Source organism: Streptomyces sp. SID5643, assembly GCF_009872555.1.
Lineage (GTDB): Bacteria > Actinomycetota > Actinomycetes > Streptomycetales > Streptomycetaceae > Streptomyces > Streptomyces iakyrus.
Genome location: NZ_WWIC01000041.1, coordinates 102314 through 118591 on the forward strand (window position 1 = coordinate 102314; position 16278 = coordinate 118591).

The following is a 16278-nucleotide window of genomic DNA, read 5'->3' on the forward strand; positions in this document are numbered from 1 at the left end:
GGATGGTCACCTGGAGGCGGAGTGTCACGCCCCCGGGTGCTGCCCGGGTTCCACGAGCAGCCGGGCGTAGTTCGCCATGGACCGCTGGTAGCGCGGCAGATGCGGTGCCAGGGCACCCAGCGCCAGCGCCAGGGCCTCCCGGTCGCGGCCGAGACTCGACAGGCACAGGGCGAGACAGGCGCGTACGGCGTCGTCCAGCTCGTCGGAGGGCGCGACCAGTTCGGGCGTCAGCAGGGCGACGCCCTCCTCGGCCCGGCCGATGTTCCGCAGGGAGCTGGCCAGCTGGATCTTCGTCCGGCGGGCCTTGTAGGGGCTCACGTCGGCGAGGCCGAGCCGCAGCGCCTCCTGGTAGAGGGGGACCGCCTTGTCGGAGCGGCCCGTGGAGTCCCAGGCGCAGGCCTGCTCGAACGGGGCGTGCGGACTGCCTTCGGGCAGCTCGGCGACGAGGGCGTCGACGTCGGCGCGGAAGCGGGCCTCGTCCTCCTCCGTCTCGGCGTAGTCGCCGGAACGGTCCCAGAGGGCGGCCACACGGTCTTCCCAGTCCTGATCCACCGGGACACCCTCGCACAGGAGTGCACAGCGGGGCAGCGGAATTTGAGCATGTCCGGAGCCGCAGCCGTATCGAAGGCGAGAGCCTCTTGCCGGGGCTCCGTGCGGCATGCGTCCGGATCGTGCCGTGGCAGGACCGTGCCGACAAGGACCGGAGGAACAGATGAGGGTGACCCGACCGATGCTCGCGCTGAGCGGCGCGGTGGCGATACTGGCGCTGACCGGCTGCGGCGGATCCGGCGGCAAGGACGAGGCGGCCGTTGTGAAGGAGGTGAGCGGCAGCCTGGAGCACATCGCGGCCGAGGCCGACTGCGAGCCGGACATGCAGACGGACGCGGACACCATCCGCCAGGCCCTGTGCAAGAAGGGCAAGGACAAGTACGTCCTCGCCACCTTCGCCACCGACCGCGGCCAGCGCGAGTGGCTCAACAGCGCCAAGGACTACGGCGGCTACTACCTCGTCGGCCGCAAGTGGGTCGCCGTCGGCCAGCAGAAGACGGTCACCGCGCTCCAGGGCACCCTCGGCGGCACGATGGAGGAGGGTTCCGAGCACATGAACCCCGGCGGCAGCCACAACAAGGGCGGCGGTCACGGCAGCGGCAGCAGCAGCCATCACGGCTGATCGCCCCGGGACCGGAACAGCCGAAAGCCGGCGGTGGGAATTCCCACCGCCGGCTTTCGGCTGTCGTCCGGACCAGGACTACTGGCAGTCCTCGCCGTTGTTGATGCACTGGACCATCTCGTTCATCACGTTCTCGTCGAAGAAGTTGATGAAGTCGTTGTGGTCGGTGATCGCCTTGTGCAGCTGCTCCGGGAAGGAGTCGACCGCGAAGGCGTTCTGCACCTGCCCGTTGTCGATCTGCGGCGCCTGTACGTCGTAGACCAGGCGGACCTGGAGCTGGGGGATGGCCTTGAAGCCGTTCGAGCAGCTGCCGTCCGCCTCCACGAAGTCCACGTGGGTGCGGTGGTTGGCGCTGTCGATGTTCTGGCCGTCCCAGCAGCTCTGGAAGTTGGACGTCCGGACCACGGAGCTGCCCTCGGGGCAGAGCGGGTACTTGTCCGTGACCTGGCGGTCCTCGAAGCCGGTGCAGCTCCAGGAGGTGTTGGCGTTGTTCAGGCCGTTGGTGAAGGACTTGGCGTCACCGGTGATGATGCGCAGGGCCTTCGGCATCGCCACGACGTCGCTGGTGCGGTTGCCGACGAACTTCAGCTGCGCCTCGGCGGGCTCGACGATCTTGCCGACGTTGCCGTCCTGGCCACCGCCGGGCTGACCGGCGTCGATGTCGTCCGAACCGTCCTGGATCCGCAGGACCGGCCAGAAGTACGAGGACTTGTCGCCCTGGTTCTGGCAGGTGGTCTGGGCGTTCGCCAGGTCCTCGTCGCTCGCGAAGGCGTTGTTGCTCTGGTTGCCGACGTAGTCGTGCTGGTGCTGCGCGCCGTTGGAGACACCCGGCGCCACGATCACGTTGTCCGAGTTGCGGTTCTCGTTCTCGTTGGTGCCGCAGTTCGTGGTGAACGTGCCCGTGGAACCGCCGTCGCCGTTCGCGGCGAGGCCGTTCGGCAGGTTGCGGGAGTTGGGCTGGACGTCCTGGATGTTGATGAAGTCGTCCGCCACGGGGCCGTTGGCGGCCTGGCCGCCGTTGCCGCCCTGGTCCTGCCCGTTGTCCTGGCCGCCGTTGTCCTGACCCTGGTCCTGACCGCCCTGGTCCTGGCCGTCGTTGTTCTGGCCGTCGTTGTTCTGGCCACCGCCGGCCTGGCCGTCGTTGGTGTCGGCCTCGGCGGCCATGCCCTTGCAGGCGGCCAGCTGCTCGAGGTTGCCCGGGGCCTGTCCGCCCACCCGCCGGATGTTGATGCCGATCCGGTCGATGACCGCGACGCGCTTCGACTTCAGCGGGCCCAGGATGGCGTTGTCGACGAAGCCCGCGTCACCGGCCTGGGCCTGACGCGTGGAGGCGAGCCGGGTGTAGGCCTCGCTGATCTGCTTGTCGAGGTTGGCCAGCTCCTTGTCCACCCCCTGGCGAGCACCGTCCGGCACATCGGTCAGCTTCTGTCCGACGTCCGGGCACTGGATCGTGGCGATCTGTGCGCCCGCGGACTTCGTCTGGTTCGCCGAGTTCTCCTCGTGCGCCGAGGCGTAGAAGTTTGCCCAGATCAGCCCGCCCCCACCGAGCGCTAGGGCCGCCGATGCGGCAATGGCCTTGGTGGCCAGCGGCGTACGGCGTTTTCTTGTGTTGCGTCCCATGGAACTCCTCTGACTTCCTTTTTCGGGGGCATCGAGGCGCCCGACAGGAGTGAAGCGGCTCCCTTCCATACGGAGGGCGTCCCAGGGGTGTTCAGAGGTCTCGGAAATTGATGCGAGATTCGTGAGGACACTGTGTTCTCAACAGCCCCTTCGGCACCGGGAGTTGTGGATCGTCCACGGTGGGTGAGGCGGCCCGTCCGGTTTCATCGGCCGTGGTCGAGATACGCGAGAACCGCCAGCACGCGCCGGTTGTCGTCGTCCGAGACCTCAAGGCCCAGTTTGGCGAAGATGTTGGCGGTGTGCTTGGCGATCGCCCGTTCCGTCACGACCAGCTTCCCGGCGATGGCCGCGTTGGACCGGCCCTGCGCCATCAGCTCCAGCACCTCCCGCTCCCGGGGCGTCAGCCGCGCCAGCGGCCGGTCGTCGCCCGAACGGCGAGCCAGCAGCTGCTGGATGACCTGCGGGTCCATCGCCGTGCCCCCGGCGGCGACCCGCCGCACGGCGTCGACGAACTGCTCGGCGTCGAACACCCGGTCCTTCAGCAGGTAGCCGACCCCGCCGCTGCCGTCGGCGAGCAGCTCACGCGCGTACAGCTGCTCCACGTGCTGGGAGAGCACCAGCACCGGCAGTCCGGGCCGCCGCCGGCGGGCGTCCAGCGCGCACTGCAAGCCCTCGTCGGTGTGCGTGGGCGGCAGGCGTACGTCGACGACGGCGACGTCCGGGTCCAGTTCGGTCAGCGCGGCGGCCAGTTCGGGCCCGGACTCGACGGCCGCCGCGATCTCGAAGCCGTGCGCCTGGAGCAGCCGGACGAGTCCGTCCCGCAGCAGGAAGAGGTCTTCGGCCAGGACTACGCGCAAGGGATCTCCATGGTGACCATGGTGGGGCCGCCCGCGGGACTGCTGACGGCCAGGACGCCGTCGAATGTACCCAGTCGCCGCTCGACCCCGGCCAGTCCCGAACCGGCCCCGATCACCGCGCCGCCCTTGCCGTTGTCGGTGACGGTCGCCCGCAGCATGCCGTCCGCCCGGTGCAGGTCGATCCAGATCCGGTCGGCGCCCGAGTGCTTCACGGCGTTGGTGAGGACCTCACTCACGGCGAAGTACGCGGCCGACTCCACCGGCGCCTGAGCCCGCCCGGGCAGGTCCACGCTCACCTCGGTGGCCACCGGCAGCCGCAGCGCCAGGGCCCGTACCGCGTCGCCCAGGCCCCGCTCGGCGAGGACCGGCGGATGGATGCCGCGCACCAGCTCGCGCAGCTCGGCCAGCGCCTCCACCGAGGACTTCCGCGTCTGCGCGATCAACTCCTTGGCCTGGGCCGGGTCCTTGTCGAGGAGCGCCTCGATGGTGCCCAGGTCCATGCCGACCGCGACCAGCCGGGCCTGGGCCCCGTCGTGCAGGTCCCGCTCGATGCGCCGCAGTTCGGCCGCGGAGGTGTCGACCGCGTCCCGCCGGGTCTCGGTCAGGACCCGTACCCGCTCGGCCAGTTCCCGCTGGCTGCCACCGAGCACGGCCCGGGTGAGCCGGAAGTGGACGCCCAGCAGGCGCGGAGTGAGGAAGTGCGCGAGGAACAGCAGCACCAGGCCCAGGGCCGCCGCACCGAACGCGGACGCCTGCCCGGTGACCGGCAGGAACCCGTACCAGTACCCGTCGGGGAAGACCCGCCACAGGCCGATCGCGAGCGCGAACCCCTCCAGCGGATACAGGAGCAGAACCGCAGGCAGCAGCGCCGTGAAGAACCCGGCGGTCATGTCGACCGGCAGCCACCGCAGGTCCCGCCAGGTCGCCGGGTCGCGCAGCATCCCGAAGGTGCGCGACGAGGGGGTTGGCGTCCTCCGGCAACGGCCGGTACGCCGACGGGATCCGCACCCCGCCCCACTGAGCCGCGAGCACCCGCCGCCAGTCGGCGAACGCCCGCACCCCCGTCAGCACGTAGGGCGTGGTGACGATTCCGACCCCGATCGGGATGAGCGCGATCGAAACCAGGGACAGGCAGAAGCACAGCACCGCCCCCGGCAGGGAGATCAGGGCCAGCGCCAGCCCCCGCACCGCGGCGAGCCCGATGCCCCGCCCTGTCGTCCGCCCGTTGCCGTTCGTCGTGTCCATGGTCATGACGTCAGTCTCGTCGAGCGCGCGTGCCGGGTCACGGGGCCGGGACACCCGGCCGGGGGGTGGTGCTACGTACACCCTCGTCGGGTTGTTCAGGCACCGGTGCCGGACGCGAGCACCTTCGCCTCCACCTCCGGATCGAGCCCCGAGCGCGGCCGGTCCGGGCGCTGGGGCGCCACGCCCCCGACGTCCTGGAGCCACCGCCAGGTGTCCGCCACGGTCTCCTCGACGGGCCGGCAGACCAGCCCGGCCCCGACCGCCCGGGAGACGTCCGCGCTGTGCAGGGCGTCGTGCAGGTCGCTGCCCGGCGGCACCCACACCGGCAGCTCGGTCCACGGCTCGATGCCCGCCTCCAGGATCACCCCGGGTTCGGTCCAGCGGAGCTCGGCGGTGCCGCCGGTGACTCGCGCGCAGGCGTCGAGCAACGAGCCCATGGTGGCGTGGCCCTGCGGACTGACCAGGTTGTACGGCCCGCTCAGATCCTGCTCGGCCGCGTGCAGGATCCACCCGGCGAGGTCGCGGACGTCCACATACTGGAGGGGCAGTTCACGCGGGCCGGGCGCCAGCACCGGGCCGCCGCGCGCCGTGCGGCCCAGCCACCAGGGCAGCCGGCCGATGTTCTCGTACGGGCCGAGGATCAGCCCGGATCGTACGAGCACCGACCGGTCCGCGCCGAAGGCGTCCACCACCGCCAGTTCACCACCCCGCTTGTCCTGCGGGTACGCGGTCTGCTCCGCGTCGGCCGACGCCCCCTCCACCACAGGCGCGTCCTCGCCGTACCCGGCGGGCGGGGCCCACGCGTACACCGAACAGCTCGACACGTACACGTACCGGCCGGCGCGGCCCCGCAGCAGCCGCGCCGTGTCCCGCACCGCGCTCGGCGCCGCCGACCAGGTGTCGACGACGGCGTCCCACTCGCCCGGGTCGTCGGCCAGGGCGGACAGCCCACCGGGGGCGGTGCGGTCACCGAGCAGCGACCGCGCGCCCGGCGGGGCCTCGTGCCGCCCCCGGTGGAAGACTGTCACGTCCCAGCCCCGCCCCAGCGCCGCCTCCACGACGGCCCGCCCCACGAACTCCGTACCACCCAGCAGCAGAAGCCTCATGCCGGTGACTCTGCCCGGTGGGGCGAGGGGGCGGAACCGGGATCTGCTGTCAGCAGACGGAGCAACTCCGCTCGCCCAGGGGCGTCAGTGTCACTTCGGCGGCACGTACGTGTAGCCGACGCGGCGCACCGTCCGGATCGTGTCGCGGTGCTCCGCGCCCAGCTTGCGGCGCAGACGGGCGACGTGGACGTCGACCGTGCGGCCGTCCCCCACGTGCCCGTAGCCCCACACCGTGCCGACCAGCTGGTCGCGGGTGTGCACCCGGCCCGGGTGCGCCACCAGGTGCGCCAGCAGCTCGAACTCCAGATACGTGAGGTCGAGGGGCCGCCCGGCCACCTGGGCGGTGCGCTGCACGGTGTCGACGCGGATCAGCGGCTCGCCGCCCGGCCCGGCGGCGGGCTCCGGTCCGGCGTCCTGCGGCAGGGCGGGCACCGCCACCGGGAACGGCGGCTGCTGGTCGGCCGGGACGAGCACCAGGTAGCCGACCATCGGCGGCTGCCCCGGCAGCGTGGGCAGGGTGTGCGGCGGCGCGGGCAGCCAGGTGGCACCCGGCAGCAGGTCCGCGACCGTCACCACCTCGTCCCGGTCGACGGCACGCAGCCGGTGCCGGGGGCCGTGCGGCGCGGGGGCGGTGAAGGGGGCGGCGGGGGTCAGGGAACGAGTGGTCGCCATGAGAGGTCAGCTCTTTCGCGCGAGGAGTTCGTCGGGGAGGTCGACGGCCGCGATTCGTGGTCGGGCTCGCCGAGGGACGTACGCGGTTCGCGCTGGCCGAAGGCCGGGGTGTACGGCTTTAGAGGGCCGGCGCGTTCATCGCGCGGCAACACACCCGGTCGAAGTCGTCGTGCTGACGGGACGGCCAGAAGGGCTCCAGGTCGTGACGACCCGTCGCGGTGCACTTCTGGTGGCTGGCCATGCCTCCATTGAAGCAGAGCTGGTCCCGCACGGGGACCCTCCTCTCACTGCTTGGACAACCGCGCCCCGTCGGGGGCGCGGGGAACCGCGCGACGAGCCACGACGCCGCGGCAGACGAACCGAGGCGCCCACCGCGGACGGTGAGCGCCTCGGGGAGCCTGCGGGACAGGTCAGACCTGGCCGGCCTTCTCCAGCGCCGAGCAGCAGGTGTCGACGAGCAGCCGCGTCACCACGTACGGGTCGACGTTGGCGTTCGGACGGCGGTCCTCGATGTAGCCCTTGCCGTCCTTCTCGACCTGCCACGGGATGCGGACCGACGCGCCGCGGTCGGAGACGCCGTAGGAGTACTTGTCCCACGGGGCGGTCTCGTGCAGGCCGGTGAGGCGGTCGTCGATGCCGGCGCCGTAGTTCTTGACGTGGTCGAGCGGCTTGGAGCCCTCACCGAGCGACTCGGCCGCGGTGATGATCGCGTCGTAGCTCTCGCGCATCGCCTTGGTGGAGAAGTTGGTGTGAGCGCCGGCGCCGTTCCAGTCGCCCTTGACCGGCTTGGGGTCGAGGGTGGCGGCGATGTCGAAGTCCTCGGCGGTGCGGTAGAGCAGCCAGCGGGCCACCCACAGGTGGTCGGAGACCTCCAGCGGGGAGACCGGACCGACCTGGAACTCCCACTGGCCGGGCATGACCTCGGCGTTGATGCCGGAGATGGCGAGACCGGCCTTCAGGCAGTTGTCCAGGTGCGCCTCGACCACGTCACGGCCGAAGATCTCGTCCGCGCCGACACCGCAGTAGTAGCCGCCCTGCGGGGCCGGGAAGCCGCCCTTGGGGAAGCCGAGCGGGTAGCCGTCCTTGAAGAACGTGTACTCCTGCTCGATGCCGAAGATCGGCTCCTGCGCGGCGAACTTCTCCGCGACCTCGGTCAGCGCCGCGCGGGTGTTGCTGGCGTGCGGGGTGAGGTCGATGTTCAGGACCTCGCACAGCACCAGGATGTCGTCGCCACCGCGGATCGGGTCCGGGCAGGAGAAGACCGGCTTGAGGACGCAGTCCGAGGAGTGGCCCTCGGCCTGGTTGGTGGAGGACCCGTCGAAGCCCCAGATCGGCAGCGCGTCCAGACCGGCGGGGGAGCCCGCAATGATCTTGGTCTTGGAACGCAGCTTGGCCGTCGGCTCGGTGCCGTCGATCCAGATGTACTCAGCCTTGAAGGTCACGGGCCTCATCCTCGGGTGTGTCCGGGCGCGTATCGCGGGTGCTTTGCGGCGCTGCGGCACTGGGGCGCCGCGTCTGCTGCCCGGCAGCCTGGCAACAGGCGATTTCCCGGCCATTGCTCGCATGTGAACCCCGTGTTACCGGGTGATGCTGTGCCGCACCTCACGCCGAGAGGCCGCGCTGCGCTGCGCGGCGCCCTTCACCGGCTTCCCTCCGTCAAGCCGGTGACCGGCGCCGCGCGGGCCCGCACGCGCCGGTCCTGCCGCCCCTGGCCGGGGGCGGCAGGACCGGTGACACGTACGAGGTGGGCGGCCGAGGGGGTGGCCGCCGCCTCATCGCTTCACTGGGTCGTACGGCGTCACCCCACCTTCTCGATCAGGGCCCGGCGGATCAGGAACTTGCCGGGCTCACGGACCTGTTCGAAGGCCGCGTTGTTGAGCAGCGCACAGCTGCCGGACACCGAAGTGACCTCCACCGTCGTGGACTTGTTGTTGTCCAGGTTGGTGACCTTCAGCTTCGTGCCGGCCGGGAACTGGTTGCTGGACGCGGCAGGCGCACCGCCCTCGCCGGAGAGCGTGACCGTGGAGCCGTTGCACACCTGCTGCCCGGAGGCGGCACCGCCGCCGGTGTCTCCCCCGGGGGCGGACGCGGCGGGTTGCGACGGCTGGGCCGAGGCCGCGGGCGGCTGGGCCGGCTGGGCGGGCTGCGACGGCTGCGCGGTCTGGGAGTCCTGAGCCGACTCCCCGACGGCGCATCCCGACGCCTCCTGCTTCCGCTTGATCTCCGCGACGACCGCCTCGCGGTTGGCGATCCGCGCCTCGGACTGGGCGTCCGGGTTGGCCCGCTGGTCCGCGATGAACTTCTGGTTGTTGCCGAGGGCGGTGGCGAGACCCAGGCAGACCGTCGACTCCGACGCCGACTTGGGGGTCGGCGCGGCGTTCGACGTGCTCGCCATGACGAAGGCCCCGCCTCCCGCCACCGTCGCCGCGCTGACCAGCAGCGCGATCTTCTTCTTCGTGCCGAGAGTTCTCCTGCGCGACATGCGCGCCTCCTGAGAGGTAGGGGAGCGTACGCCGCTATGTACGAGATACCGAACGAGGTTACTCAGTGGTTACAGGAGTCACTCAAGTGACCTGCACCACATGCGGGTCCGGAGCCGACGGCGCGTCAGCGCGACAGGGCGTCCCGTACGGCCTCGTCGGTGCGCCCGACGACGGCCGTTCCGTCGTCCGCGGTGATGATCGGGCGCTGGATCAGCTTCGGGTGCTGTGCGAGTGCCGTGATCCAGCGGCCGCGTGAACCGGCGTCCCGCGGCCACTCCTTGAGCCCGAGCTCCTTGGCGTCGGCCTCCTGGGTGCGGGTGATGTCCCAGGGTTCGAGGCCGAGGCGGTCGAGCACGCCCCGGATCTCGTCCTCGCTCGGCACGTCCTCCAGGTAGCGGCGGACGGTGTAGTCGGCGCCCTCGGCGTCGAGCAGCGTCAGGGCGCTGCGGCACTTCGAACACGCGGGGTTGATCCAGATCTCCATGCGCACACGGTACGCGCCGACCGTCTTGTTCGAATTTCTGGCGCCTCACCCGCACCTTGCGGACCTGCCGTGACGTAACGCCAATTCCCTTATCCACCTGGGGTTTTGCCGCTCTCGGCGGACTCCCCGTTGTCAGTGCCGGGCGGTAAACTGTAAGCAGTGTTCGAGGGTGGCGCCGGGGATGCCGACGTCTTCGGTGAGCCGCCCGACGCGACAGGAGGATGCCCGTGCCCGCTGCCGCCCTGAAGTCGAAGCCGTTGCCCACCCAGTCCACTGCGAAGCGTCCCGTCCTGCTCGACCTGCCGTACGCGCCCGTGGAGAAGCGGCCGCTGCCGCCGGGCCGGCCCCGTCAGTGGTACGTGACGCACAACCGCCGCCTCAAGGCGATGCGCCTGGCGATCGCCCTGCTCGACTCGGGCGTCTACATGCCGAACCAGGCCCGCAACGAGACGATCCGCGACACGGCGGAGCAGATCGGCGTCCACCCGCCGTCGGACACGACGTGCCACATGGTGCGGGCGTTCATGCGCTACGCCCGCTGACCCGCTCGGCTGCGAGCGCCGGGTGCCCTGGACGACGGGGCGCCCGGCGCTCGTTCATGCTGCCCGGCCGGGCGCGGGGATCACCGGGGGGTTCAGGCGGGCGAAGCCCTCCTGGCGCTCATAGGGGAAGTGGGGGTACGGCGCCGGGCGGTGGCTCGCCGCGTCGAGCTTCGCCACCTGTCCGGGGGTGAGGCTCCAGCCGACGGCGCCGAGGTTCTGCCGCAACTGCCGCTCGTCCCAGGCGCCGATGAGGACGGACGACACGGTCGGCCGCTGAAGCAGCCAGTTCAGGGCGATCTGCGGCACCGCCCTGCCCGTCTCCTCGGCGATCTCGTCCAGGGCGTCGACCACGGCGTAGAGGTGCTCGTCGGAGACGGGCGGGCCGTGGTCGGCGGTGCGGTGCAGGCGACTGCCGGGCGGGAGCGGTGTGCCGCGGCGGACCTTGCCGGTGAGGCGCCCCCAGCCGAGCGGGCTCCAGACGATCGCGCCGAGACCCTGGTCGAGGGCGAGCGGCATCAGCTCCCACTCGTAGTCGCGGCCGATCAGGGAGTAGTACACCTGATGCGCCACATAACGGGGACGGCCGTGCCGCTCGGCGGCCGCGAGGGACTTCATCACCTGCCAGCCGGAGAAGTTGGAGACGCCGGTGTAGCGCACCTTGCCCGCCTGGACCAGTGAGTCGAGCGCGGCCAGCACCTCCTCCACCGGGGTCCCGGCGTCGAAGGCGTGGAGCTGGAAGAGGTCGAGGTGGTCCGTGCCGAGTCGGCGCAGGGCGTCCTCGCAGGCGCGGATCAACCGGGAGCGGGAGGAGCCCGCGTCGCCGGGGCCGTCGCCCATCGGCAGGCTCGTCTTCGTGGAGACGATCACCTGGTCGCGGCGGCCCTTGATCGCCTCCCCGAGCACCTCCTCGGACGCGCCGCCGGAGTAGACGTCGGCGGTGTCGAACATCGTGATCCCGGCGTCCAGGCAGATGTCCACCAGGCGGCGCGCCTCCCGCGCGTCGGTCGTGCCCCAGGCGCCGAAGAGCGGGCCCCGCCCGCCGAACGTGCCGGCTCCGAAGCTCAGCGCCGGGACCATCAGGCCGGACGCGCCCAGTCGTCTGTACTCCATCGCGGACTCCTGTCGACAGCGACCCTGCTTAACGGGTCTCTGGTTCCGTTAACAATCACTAAGGCAGCAGGGTGAAGTCGTTAATGGAACAGGAGTGCCGTTATGGCTGACGGAGGTGAGCCCGGGACCGTACGACCCGGGGGACGCACGGCGCGCGTGCGGGAGGCGGTGCTGCGGGCCGCCGAGGACGCCCTCACGGAGCAGGGCTTCACCGACCTGGACCTGGCCGACGTCGCGCGCCGCGCCGACGTGGGCAAGACGACCGTCTACCGGCGCTGGGGAACGGTGACCGCCCTGGTGGCCGACCTTCTCGAGGACATGGCCGAGCAGTCCGCGCCGCGCACCGAGACCGGATCGCTGCTCGGCGACCTGACGGCCAACGCCCGCCTCGTCCAGCGCACCTTGACGGACCCTCGGCAGGGGCCGCTGTTCAAGGCCCTGATCGCCGCGGCGACCGGCGACGCGCGAACGGCCGCCGCGCTGCACCGCTTCTACGACATCCGCGTCAGGGAATGGGCTCCCTGTGTCCGGCAGGCCGTCGACCGGGGCGAGGTGCCCGGGGGCACCGACCCGCACGAGGTCGTCCGCGCGGTCTCCGCCCCCCTCTACTACCACCTGCTGATCAGCGGCGGCCGACTCGACGAGGCCACCGCCGACCGGGCCGCCGAGGCGGCGGTGACGGCGGCGCGGGCGGGGGTCTACGTCACGGGCGGAGACGGGAAGCCCCAGCGCGCGTGACGGACGGGGAAGCGCGGCAGAAGCGCCGGGGCCCGGGTCACGGGGGCACCGGACGGGTGCGGGACGCACGCGACCGCCCCCCGGCCGGCCCGCTCCCTCAGGCGTACCGCTCGGTGCGGGACGCACGCGACCGCCCCGACCGGCCCGCCTCCTCAGGCGTACCGTTCCATCAGCCCTTCCACATACGCCTCCAGCCGCTCGCCCAGCACCCGCGGCGTCAGATCGGTCCGGCCCAGTTCCCGCCAGGGCCCCGCCAGCTTCGCCGCGTCGGGGACGTACGCCAGGGCATCGAGCAGCCGCCAGTACAGATGCTCCGGGCCGTCGGCCAGTCGCCGCCCGCCCAGGGCCTCGTAGCGCTCCCGGAAACCGAGGCCGTAGCCGGGGCCGAACAGCAGCGCCAGTGCCGTCGAGCAGTGGGCGACGTCCAGGTCGGCGGGCCCCCACGAGGTCTCCACCCAGTCGACGACACCACTGATCCGCAGACCGGCCCCCGAACCGGTGAACAGGACGTTCCCGGGGTGGAAGTCGCGGTGCAGGAAGCAGCCGTCGTAGGGCGGGGGAGCGCGGCGGATGACGTCCACGGCCCGCTCCCACCCGGCCGGGACCGCCGCCGGCGACGTCCACGCCTGGTACGCACGCGGACGCTCCCGGGGGACGATCCGGTGGATCCGGGCCAGCTGGCCCGCCAGCAGGTCCACCCGCGCGTCGAGTTCCTCCTCGTCCACCCGGACCCGCCCCGGCAGCACGGACATCAGCAGGGACGGATGGTCGCAGTGCTCGCCGGTCGCGTCGACGCCGATCAGCTCGGCGGCCGGCACGCCCTCCTGCTCCGCCAGCAGCGTGAGGATCTCCGCCTCGCGGGTCAGCAGCCCGGGCGCGTGCCGCCGGAAGAAGGGCTTCACGAAGGTCCGCAGCGCCAGCTCGGTGCCGTCGTCGAGGGTCAGCCGCCGCATCTGGGCGCTCCAGCCACCGGTCAGGAAAGCCGACTTGCCGACCGTACGGTCCTCGGGCAGCTGTTTGGCCACCCACGCGCGGGTCGCCGTCCAGCCCTGCTCGCCGAGCCCGGTCAGCACGGCGGCGACGAACTCGCGGCGATCCTCGGGGTGGTCGCGGAACCACAGTCCCAACCGGTGCTCGGCGTCCGGGAGTTCCCAGTGGGTGAACTGGGCCCGCCGGGCCAGCGCCTCGCAGAACGCCTCGGTCACGGCGGGCGGGATCACCTCGTCCGTGCCCGGCACCACGAGCACCGCCCGTCCCTCGAACGCCCGCAGGACGTCGAGCGCCGGGGCCGCGCGCCAGCTCCCGGGCCTGCGGATGATCTCGCTGAACCGCCCGTCACCGGCGCCGAACGGCACGTCCCACGCCTCGGCCCCGTACACCGCCGGCGCGCACAGCCCCAGGGCCGCCACCCGGTCCCCGTAGTGCCCCACGAGGTCCGCCACCGTCTGGCCGCTCATGCTGATCCCGGCCAGGACCAGCGGGGCGTCCCCCCGCGCGTGGGCGTCGATGACGGAGACGGCCTGTTCGAAGCGGCGGCGCAGGCTCAGCTCCCGCAGCAGGCCGGTGCTCTCCCCGTGCCCGGAGAAGTCGAAGGCGAGGGCGTGACAGCCGTGCGCGGCGAACTCCGCCAGCAGCGGCACCAGCCGCTCCTTGTTTCCGGTGCCCGCGCCGTGCAGCAGGACGACCGTGGCCCGGACCGGCCGGCCACTGCCGGTGGTCAGTCCGCTGAGCCGTTCGCCGCCGACGACGTGATGGAAAGGGATCAGCCCACTCATACGGCCATTCACTCACGCGGCCCCGGTCCACGAGGGGCGTTCACAGCCCTGGCGCCCCCCACACCGGGAACCAGCGGCCCAGGTCCGGCTCCAGGCGCAGATCACCGGAGAGCGCGGCCCGCACCTGGAGTTCGAGTGCGCTGTCGCGCCGCTCCGTGCCGTCCGGCAGGGGTGCGAAGGGGTAGAACGTGCCGCGCTTGTAGAGGTAGACCAGCGCGAGCCGACGGCCGGCGCGGTCCTCGAACCCGACCAGGGAGCACAGCAACTGGGGACCGAAACCGTTGGCCTCCAGCTGGCTGTTCACGGCGTGCAGGTCGTTCACGAGCGCGGAGAGCCGGTCGGGCGAGCGGTGCGAGACCAGCCACGAGTAGCCGTAGTCGTCCTGCCGCAGCTCCACCGGCGGGCCGTCGCGGTCGGTGTCGGCGTCCAGCAGGGCCTGCACCTCGCGGTGGGACTGCTCGAAGGCCGCGCCCTCGACGGTGGCGAAGCACACCGCGCCCCGCCCGGTCGGCGTGAAGCCCGCGGCGGCCTCCAGCGTCACGGCCGCCGCGGGCAGGGCGAAGATCCGGTCGAGATCCGCCCCGACCGGTTTCGTCCGGCCGAGCAGGATGTCCAGCAGTCCCATGGGTCGGTCACATCCCTCCGGGGGCCGCCGCCTCGCCCAGCTCGGCGGAGATCCGGCCCAGCTGGTCGAGCCGCTGCTCCAGGCTCGGGTGGGTCGAGAAGAGCCGCGCGATCCCGGGCTCGCGGCCCAGCGCCGGTGTGAAGTAGAAGGCGTTGAAAGCCTGGGCCGTGCGCAGGTCCTTGGCGGGGATGCGGGCGATGTCGCCGCAGACCTTGGTGAGCGCGGAGGCCAGTGCCGAGGGCCGGCCGGTGAGCAGCGCGGCCGCCCGGTCCGCAGCCAGTTCCCGGTACCGGGACAGGGCCCGGATCAGCAGGAAGCTGATCGCGTAGACGGCCGCGGACACACCCATCACGGCGGCGAAGACGGCAGCGGTGTTCTGGTCCCTGCGGCCCCCGCCGAACAGCTGCGAGTAGAAGGCGAACCGCACGATCAGCCCCGCGATCACCCCGAGGAACGACGCGACGGTGATCACGGCGACGTCCTTGTGGGCCACGTGCGACAGCTCGTGGGCGAGCACGCCCTCCAGCTCGGCCGGCTCCAGCCGCCGCAGCAGCCCGGTCGTCACGCACACCACCGCGTGATCCGGACTGCGCCCCGTCGCGAACGCGTTCGGCATGTCCATCGCGGACACGGCGACCACCGGGGCCGGCATGTCGGCCAGGGCGCACAGCCGGTCGATCACCGTGTACAGCTCGGGGTACTCCTCCCGCTGCACGACCCGCCCGCGCATGGCGTAGAGGGCGATCCGGTCGGAGAACCAGTACTGGGCGCCGAGCAGCGCCGCCGCGACCACCACCACCAGCACCCAGGATCTCAGCAGCACGATCAACGCGGCGACGAACCCCACGTACAACAATCCGAGCAGGAACAGCGTGATCCCCATCCGGGTGGTCAACCGCCGGTCGCTCCGGAAGCGGCTGTGCATCTGCCTCACCCCGCAGTCACGCACTCGTCCCACCGCCAGTGTGCACCCGGGCCCCCCATGGAGGGGTCGTGATCACCCCCAGGACCGGCAAAGCCGTCAGCCGCCGGCGGGCACCGCGTAGCCGGGCACGGACGGCCACCGCACCGTCAGCACGACCGACTCCTCCTCCGCACGCCACGAGTGATCGACACCACGCCCCCACACCACGTAGTCCCCCTGCCGCTCCAGCAGCACACTCCGCCCGGGCAGTTCGACCCGGAACCGCCCGCTGACCAGGACCAACAGCGCCGTCCGCTCCTCACCCCTCACCCACTGCGCGCGCTCGTCGCCGGGCGGGTGCACACCCCACTTGATCTCCACGGCCTCGCTGTGCCGCGGATCCCCGGCGTCCTTGAAGTGCCCGAGGATCCACCCCCGGTCCAGGGCGGCGTCCGTACCGGCGTTGCCCACGTACACGCTGTCGTCCACGGGGCCGGACGCTAGCAGCCGCCGGTGTCCGGACAGCCTCTAGTGCGGAGCCCTGAAGTTGATGTACCCCAGCAGCACGATCACCGCCGCCACGCAGCCCAGCACCAGCGCGGTGGACATCCAGGGGGAACGGCGGCGGGAGCCGACGTGCTCCGGGTCGGCCCGGAACGGCACGGGCCCGGGCGGGTTGTGCTTCCAGCGGGCGGCGAGCATACGGGCCCGGGCCGAGGGCTCCTTGTGCTCGGCTCCGTCCGCCCATCTGAGGTCGAACTCGCGCTGCTGATCGTCCTGTTCGTGCTCGGGCATTGCCGCTCCACCCCCGTGTGGTCCTTGACCCAAGAATAGAACAAACGCCCGCGCCAGGGAGTCCGCCCGCCGCAGGTCCGCGTTCTCGGGCAGGTCCCTCACCTGCTTGGTCACCATCTGGTTCCCCCGTTACCGAAAAGTGCGTTCTTCC

At 71.8% G+C, this 16278-nt stretch carries 19 protein-coding genes and 1 pseudogene; 3 read left to right on the forward strand and 17 right to left on the reverse strand.

Annotation, left to right across the window (positions count from 1 at the left end; translation table 11 throughout):
• Positions 1 to 24: 24 nt before the first annotated feature.
• Positions 25 to 552: a tetratricopeptide repeat protein gene (locus GTY56_RS04530; protein ID WP_161362701.1), complete on the reverse strand. Its 528-nt coding sequence runs from the start codon at positions 550 to 552 to the stop codon at positions 25 to 27.
• A gap of 160 nt (positions 553 to 712) precedes the next feature.
• Here GTY56_RS04530 and GTY56_RS04535 point away from each other — a divergent pair, with 160 nt between their 5' ends.
• Positions 713 to 1171 (forward strand): hypothetical protein, encoded by a 459-nt coding sequence (locus GTY56_RS04535; protein ID WP_161362703.1) that lies wholly within the window; start codon positions 713 to 715, stop codon positions 1169 to 1171.
• 78 nt (positions 1172 to 1249) lie between these two features.
• On the opposite strand, the gene GTY56_RS04540 is transcribed toward GTY56_RS04535, so the two are convergent.
• From GTY56_RS04540 to GTY56_RS04575, 10 genes and pseudogenes are all read right to left on the reverse strand, one after another.
• Complete coding sequence (locus GTY56_RS04540; protein ID WP_161362705.1) at positions 1250 to 2791, reverse strand: DUF1996 domain-containing protein; 1542 nt, start codon at positions 2789 to 2791, stop codon at positions 1250 to 1252.
• Between the two features lie 203 nt (positions 2792 to 2994).
• Positions 2995 to 3648: a LuxR C-terminal-related transcriptional regulator gene (locus GTY56_RS04545; protein WP_161362707.1), complete on the reverse strand. Its 654-nt coding sequence runs from the start codon at positions 3646 to 3648 to the stop codon at positions 2995 to 2997.
• Positions 3639 to 4367: a sensor histidine kinase gene (locus tag GTY56_RS41500; RefSeq protein ID WP_524540078.1), complete on the reverse strand. Its 729-nt coding sequence runs from the start codon at positions 4365 to 4367 to the stop codon at positions 3639 to 3641. Before GTY56_RS41500 ends, GTY56_RS04545 begins: the two co-directional genes overlap by 10 nt.
• Positions 4353 to 4899 (reverse strand): annotated as a pseudogene (locus GTY56_RS41505) (sensor domain-containing protein); the annotation flags it as partial. The pseudogene GTY56_RS41505 and the gene GTY56_RS41500, both read right to left, overlap by 15 nt.
• Before the next feature lie 89 nt (positions 4900 to 4988).
• Entirely contained in the window at positions 4989 to 5999 is a 1011-nt protein-coding gene (locus GTY56_RS04555; protein ID WP_161362709.1) for an NAD-dependent epimerase/dehydratase family protein, read from the reverse strand.
• Positions 6000 to 6089: 90 nt separating this feature from the next.
• Entirely contained in the window at positions 6090 to 6671 is a 582-nt protein-coding gene (locus GTY56_RS04560; RefSeq protein ID WP_161362711.1) for a winged helix-turn-helix domain-containing protein, read from the reverse strand.
• Between the two features lie 118 nt (positions 6672 to 6789).
• Complete coding sequence (locus GTY56_RS41065) at positions 6790 to 6912, reverse strand: hypothetical protein (RefSeq protein ID WP_272923340.1); 123 nt, start codon at positions 6910 to 6912, stop codon at positions 6790 to 6792.
• 169 nt (positions 6913 to 7081) lie between these two features.
• Complete coding sequence (glnII, locus tag GTY56_RS04565) at positions 7082 to 8113, reverse strand: glutamine synthetase (RefSeq protein WP_161362714.1); 1032 nt, start codon at positions 8111 to 8113, stop codon at positions 7082 to 7084.
• Between the two features lie 356 nt (positions 8114 to 8469).
• Complete coding sequence (locus GTY56_RS04570) at positions 8470 to 9153, reverse strand: SCO2207 family protein (RefSeq protein ID WP_161362715.1); 684 nt, start codon at positions 9151 to 9153, stop codon at positions 8470 to 8472.
• Positions 9154 to 9278: 125 nt separating this feature from the next.
• Positions 9279 to 9638 carry an arsenate reductase family protein gene (locus GTY56_RS04575; RefSeq protein WP_161362718.1) on the reverse strand — a complete coding sequence of 120 codons (360 nt, stop codon included), beginning with the start codon at positions 9636 to 9638 and terminating at the stop codon, positions 9279 to 9281.
• A gap of 227 nt (positions 9639 to 9865) precedes the next feature.
• On the opposite strand from GTY56_RS04575, the gene GTY56_RS04580 reads away from it, so the two are divergent.
• Positions 9866 to 10180 (forward strand): hypothetical protein, encoded by a 315-nt coding sequence (locus GTY56_RS04580; RefSeq protein ID WP_033312582.1) that lies wholly within the window; start codon positions 9866 to 9868, stop codon positions 10178 to 10180.
• Positions 10181 to 10234: 54 nt separating this feature from the next.
• Here the strand turns inward: GTY56_RS04580 and GTY56_RS04585 are convergent, their stop codons facing one another.
• Complete coding sequence (locus GTY56_RS04585) at positions 10235 to 11290, reverse strand: aldo/keto reductase (RefSeq protein ID WP_161362719.1); 1056 nt, start codon at positions 11288 to 11290, stop codon at positions 10235 to 10237.
• Between the two features lie 102 nt (positions 11291 to 11392).
• Here GTY56_RS04585 and GTY56_RS04590 point away from each other — a divergent pair, with 102 nt between their 5' ends.
• Positions 11393 to 12028, forward strand: coding sequence for a TetR/AcrR family transcriptional regulator (locus GTY56_RS04590; protein WP_161362721.1), 636 nt, complete (start codon positions 11393 to 11395; stop codon positions 12026 to 12028).
• A gap of 152 nt (positions 12029 to 12180) precedes the next feature.
• Here GTY56_RS04590 and GTY56_RS04595 read toward each other — a convergent pair whose 3' ends face one another.
• The 5 genes from GTY56_RS04595 to GTY56_RS04615 form a co-directional block, all read right to left on the reverse strand.
• Positions 12181 to 13803 carry an alpha/beta fold hydrolase gene (locus GTY56_RS04595; RefSeq protein ID WP_161362723.1) on the reverse strand — a complete coding sequence of 541 codons (1623 nt, stop codon included), beginning with the start codon at positions 13801 to 13803 and terminating at the stop codon, positions 12181 to 12183.
• A gap of 40 nt (positions 13804 to 13843) precedes the next feature.
• The gene (pspAB, locus tag GTY56_RS04600) at positions 13844 to 14428 is read right to left on the reverse strand and encodes a PspA-associated protein PspAB (protein WP_161362725.1); all 585 of its coding nucleotides are present in this window, start codon (positions 14426 to 14428) and stop codon (positions 13844 to 13846) included.
• A gap of 7 nt (positions 14429 to 14435) precedes the next feature.
• Positions 14436 to 15353, reverse strand: coding sequence for a zinc metalloprotease HtpX (gene htpX, locus GTY56_RS04605; RefSeq protein WP_161362726.1), 918 nt, complete (start codon positions 15351 to 15353; stop codon positions 14436 to 14438).
• Between the two features lie 96 nt (positions 15354 to 15449).
• Positions 15450 to 15821 carry a cupin domain-containing protein gene (locus tag GTY56_RS04610; RefSeq protein ID WP_161362728.1) on the reverse strand — a complete coding sequence of 124 codons (372 nt, stop codon included), beginning with the start codon at positions 15819 to 15821 and terminating at the stop codon, positions 15450 to 15452.
• A gap of 39 nt (positions 15822 to 15860) precedes the next feature.
• The gene (locus tag GTY56_RS04615; RefSeq protein ID WP_161362730.1) at positions 15861 to 16127 is read right to left on the reverse strand and encodes an SCO2583/SCO2584 N-terminal domain-containing protein; all 267 of its coding nucleotides are present in this window, start codon (positions 16125 to 16127) and stop codon (positions 15861 to 15863) included.
• Positions 16128 to 16278: the final 151 nt, after the last annotated feature.

Excerpts from the sequence above, each read along its gene's own strand:
- GTY56_RS04560 (WP_161362711.1), bottom strand. The coding sequence starts at position 6,671 with ATGGCGACCACTCGTTCCCTGACCCCCGCCGCCCCCTTCACCGCCCCC.
- GTY56_RS04570 (WP_161362715.1), bottom strand. The coding sequence starts at position 9,153 with ATGTCGCGCAGGAGAACTCTCGGCACGAAGAAGAAGATCGCGCTGCTG.
- GTY56_RS04540 (WP_161362705.1), bottom strand. The coding sequence starts at position 2,791 with ATGGGACGCAACACAAGAAAACGCCGTACGCCGCTGGCCACCAAGGCC.
- GTY56_RS04595 (WP_161362723.1), bottom strand. The coding sequence starts at position 13,803 with ATGAGTGGGCTGATCCCTTTCCATCACGTCGTCGGCGGCGAACGGCTC.
- GTY56_RS04555 (WP_161362709.1), bottom strand. The coding sequence starts at position 5,999 with ATGAGGCTTCTGCTGCTGGGTGGTACGGAGTTCGTGGGGCGGGCCGTC.
- pspAB (WP_161362725.1), bottom strand. The coding sequence starts at position 14,428 with ATGGGACTGCTGGACATCCTGCTCGGCCGGACGAAACCGGTCGGGGCG.
- htpX (WP_161362726.1), bottom strand. The coding sequence starts at position 15,353 with ATGCACAGCCGCTTCCGGAGCGACCGGCGGTTGACCACCCGGATGGGG.
- GTY56_RS04575 (WP_161362718.1), bottom strand. The coding sequence starts at position 9,638 with ATGGAGATCTGGATCAACCCCGCGTGTTCGAAGTGCCGCAGCGCCCTG.
- GTY56_RS04535 (WP_161362703.1), top strand. The coding sequence starts at position 713 with ATGAGGGTGACCCGACCGATGCTCGCGCTGAGCGGCGCGGTGGCGATA.
- GTY56_RS04590 (WP_161362721.1), top strand. The coding sequence starts at position 11,393 with ATGGCTGACGGAGGTGAGCCCGGGACCGTACGACCCGGGGGACGCACG.
- GTY56_RS04615 (WP_161362730.1), bottom strand. The coding sequence starts at position 16,127 with ATGCCCGAGCACGAACAGGACGATCAGCAGCGCGAGTTCGACCTCAGA.
- GTY56_RS04585 (WP_161362719.1), bottom strand. The coding sequence starts at position 11,290 with ATGGAGTACAGACGACTGGGCGCGTCCGGCCTGATGGTCCCGGCGCTG.
- GTY56_RS41065 (WP_272923340.1), bottom strand. The coding sequence starts at position 6,912 with ATGGCCAGCCACCAGAAGTGCACCGCGACGGGTCGTCACGACCTGGAG.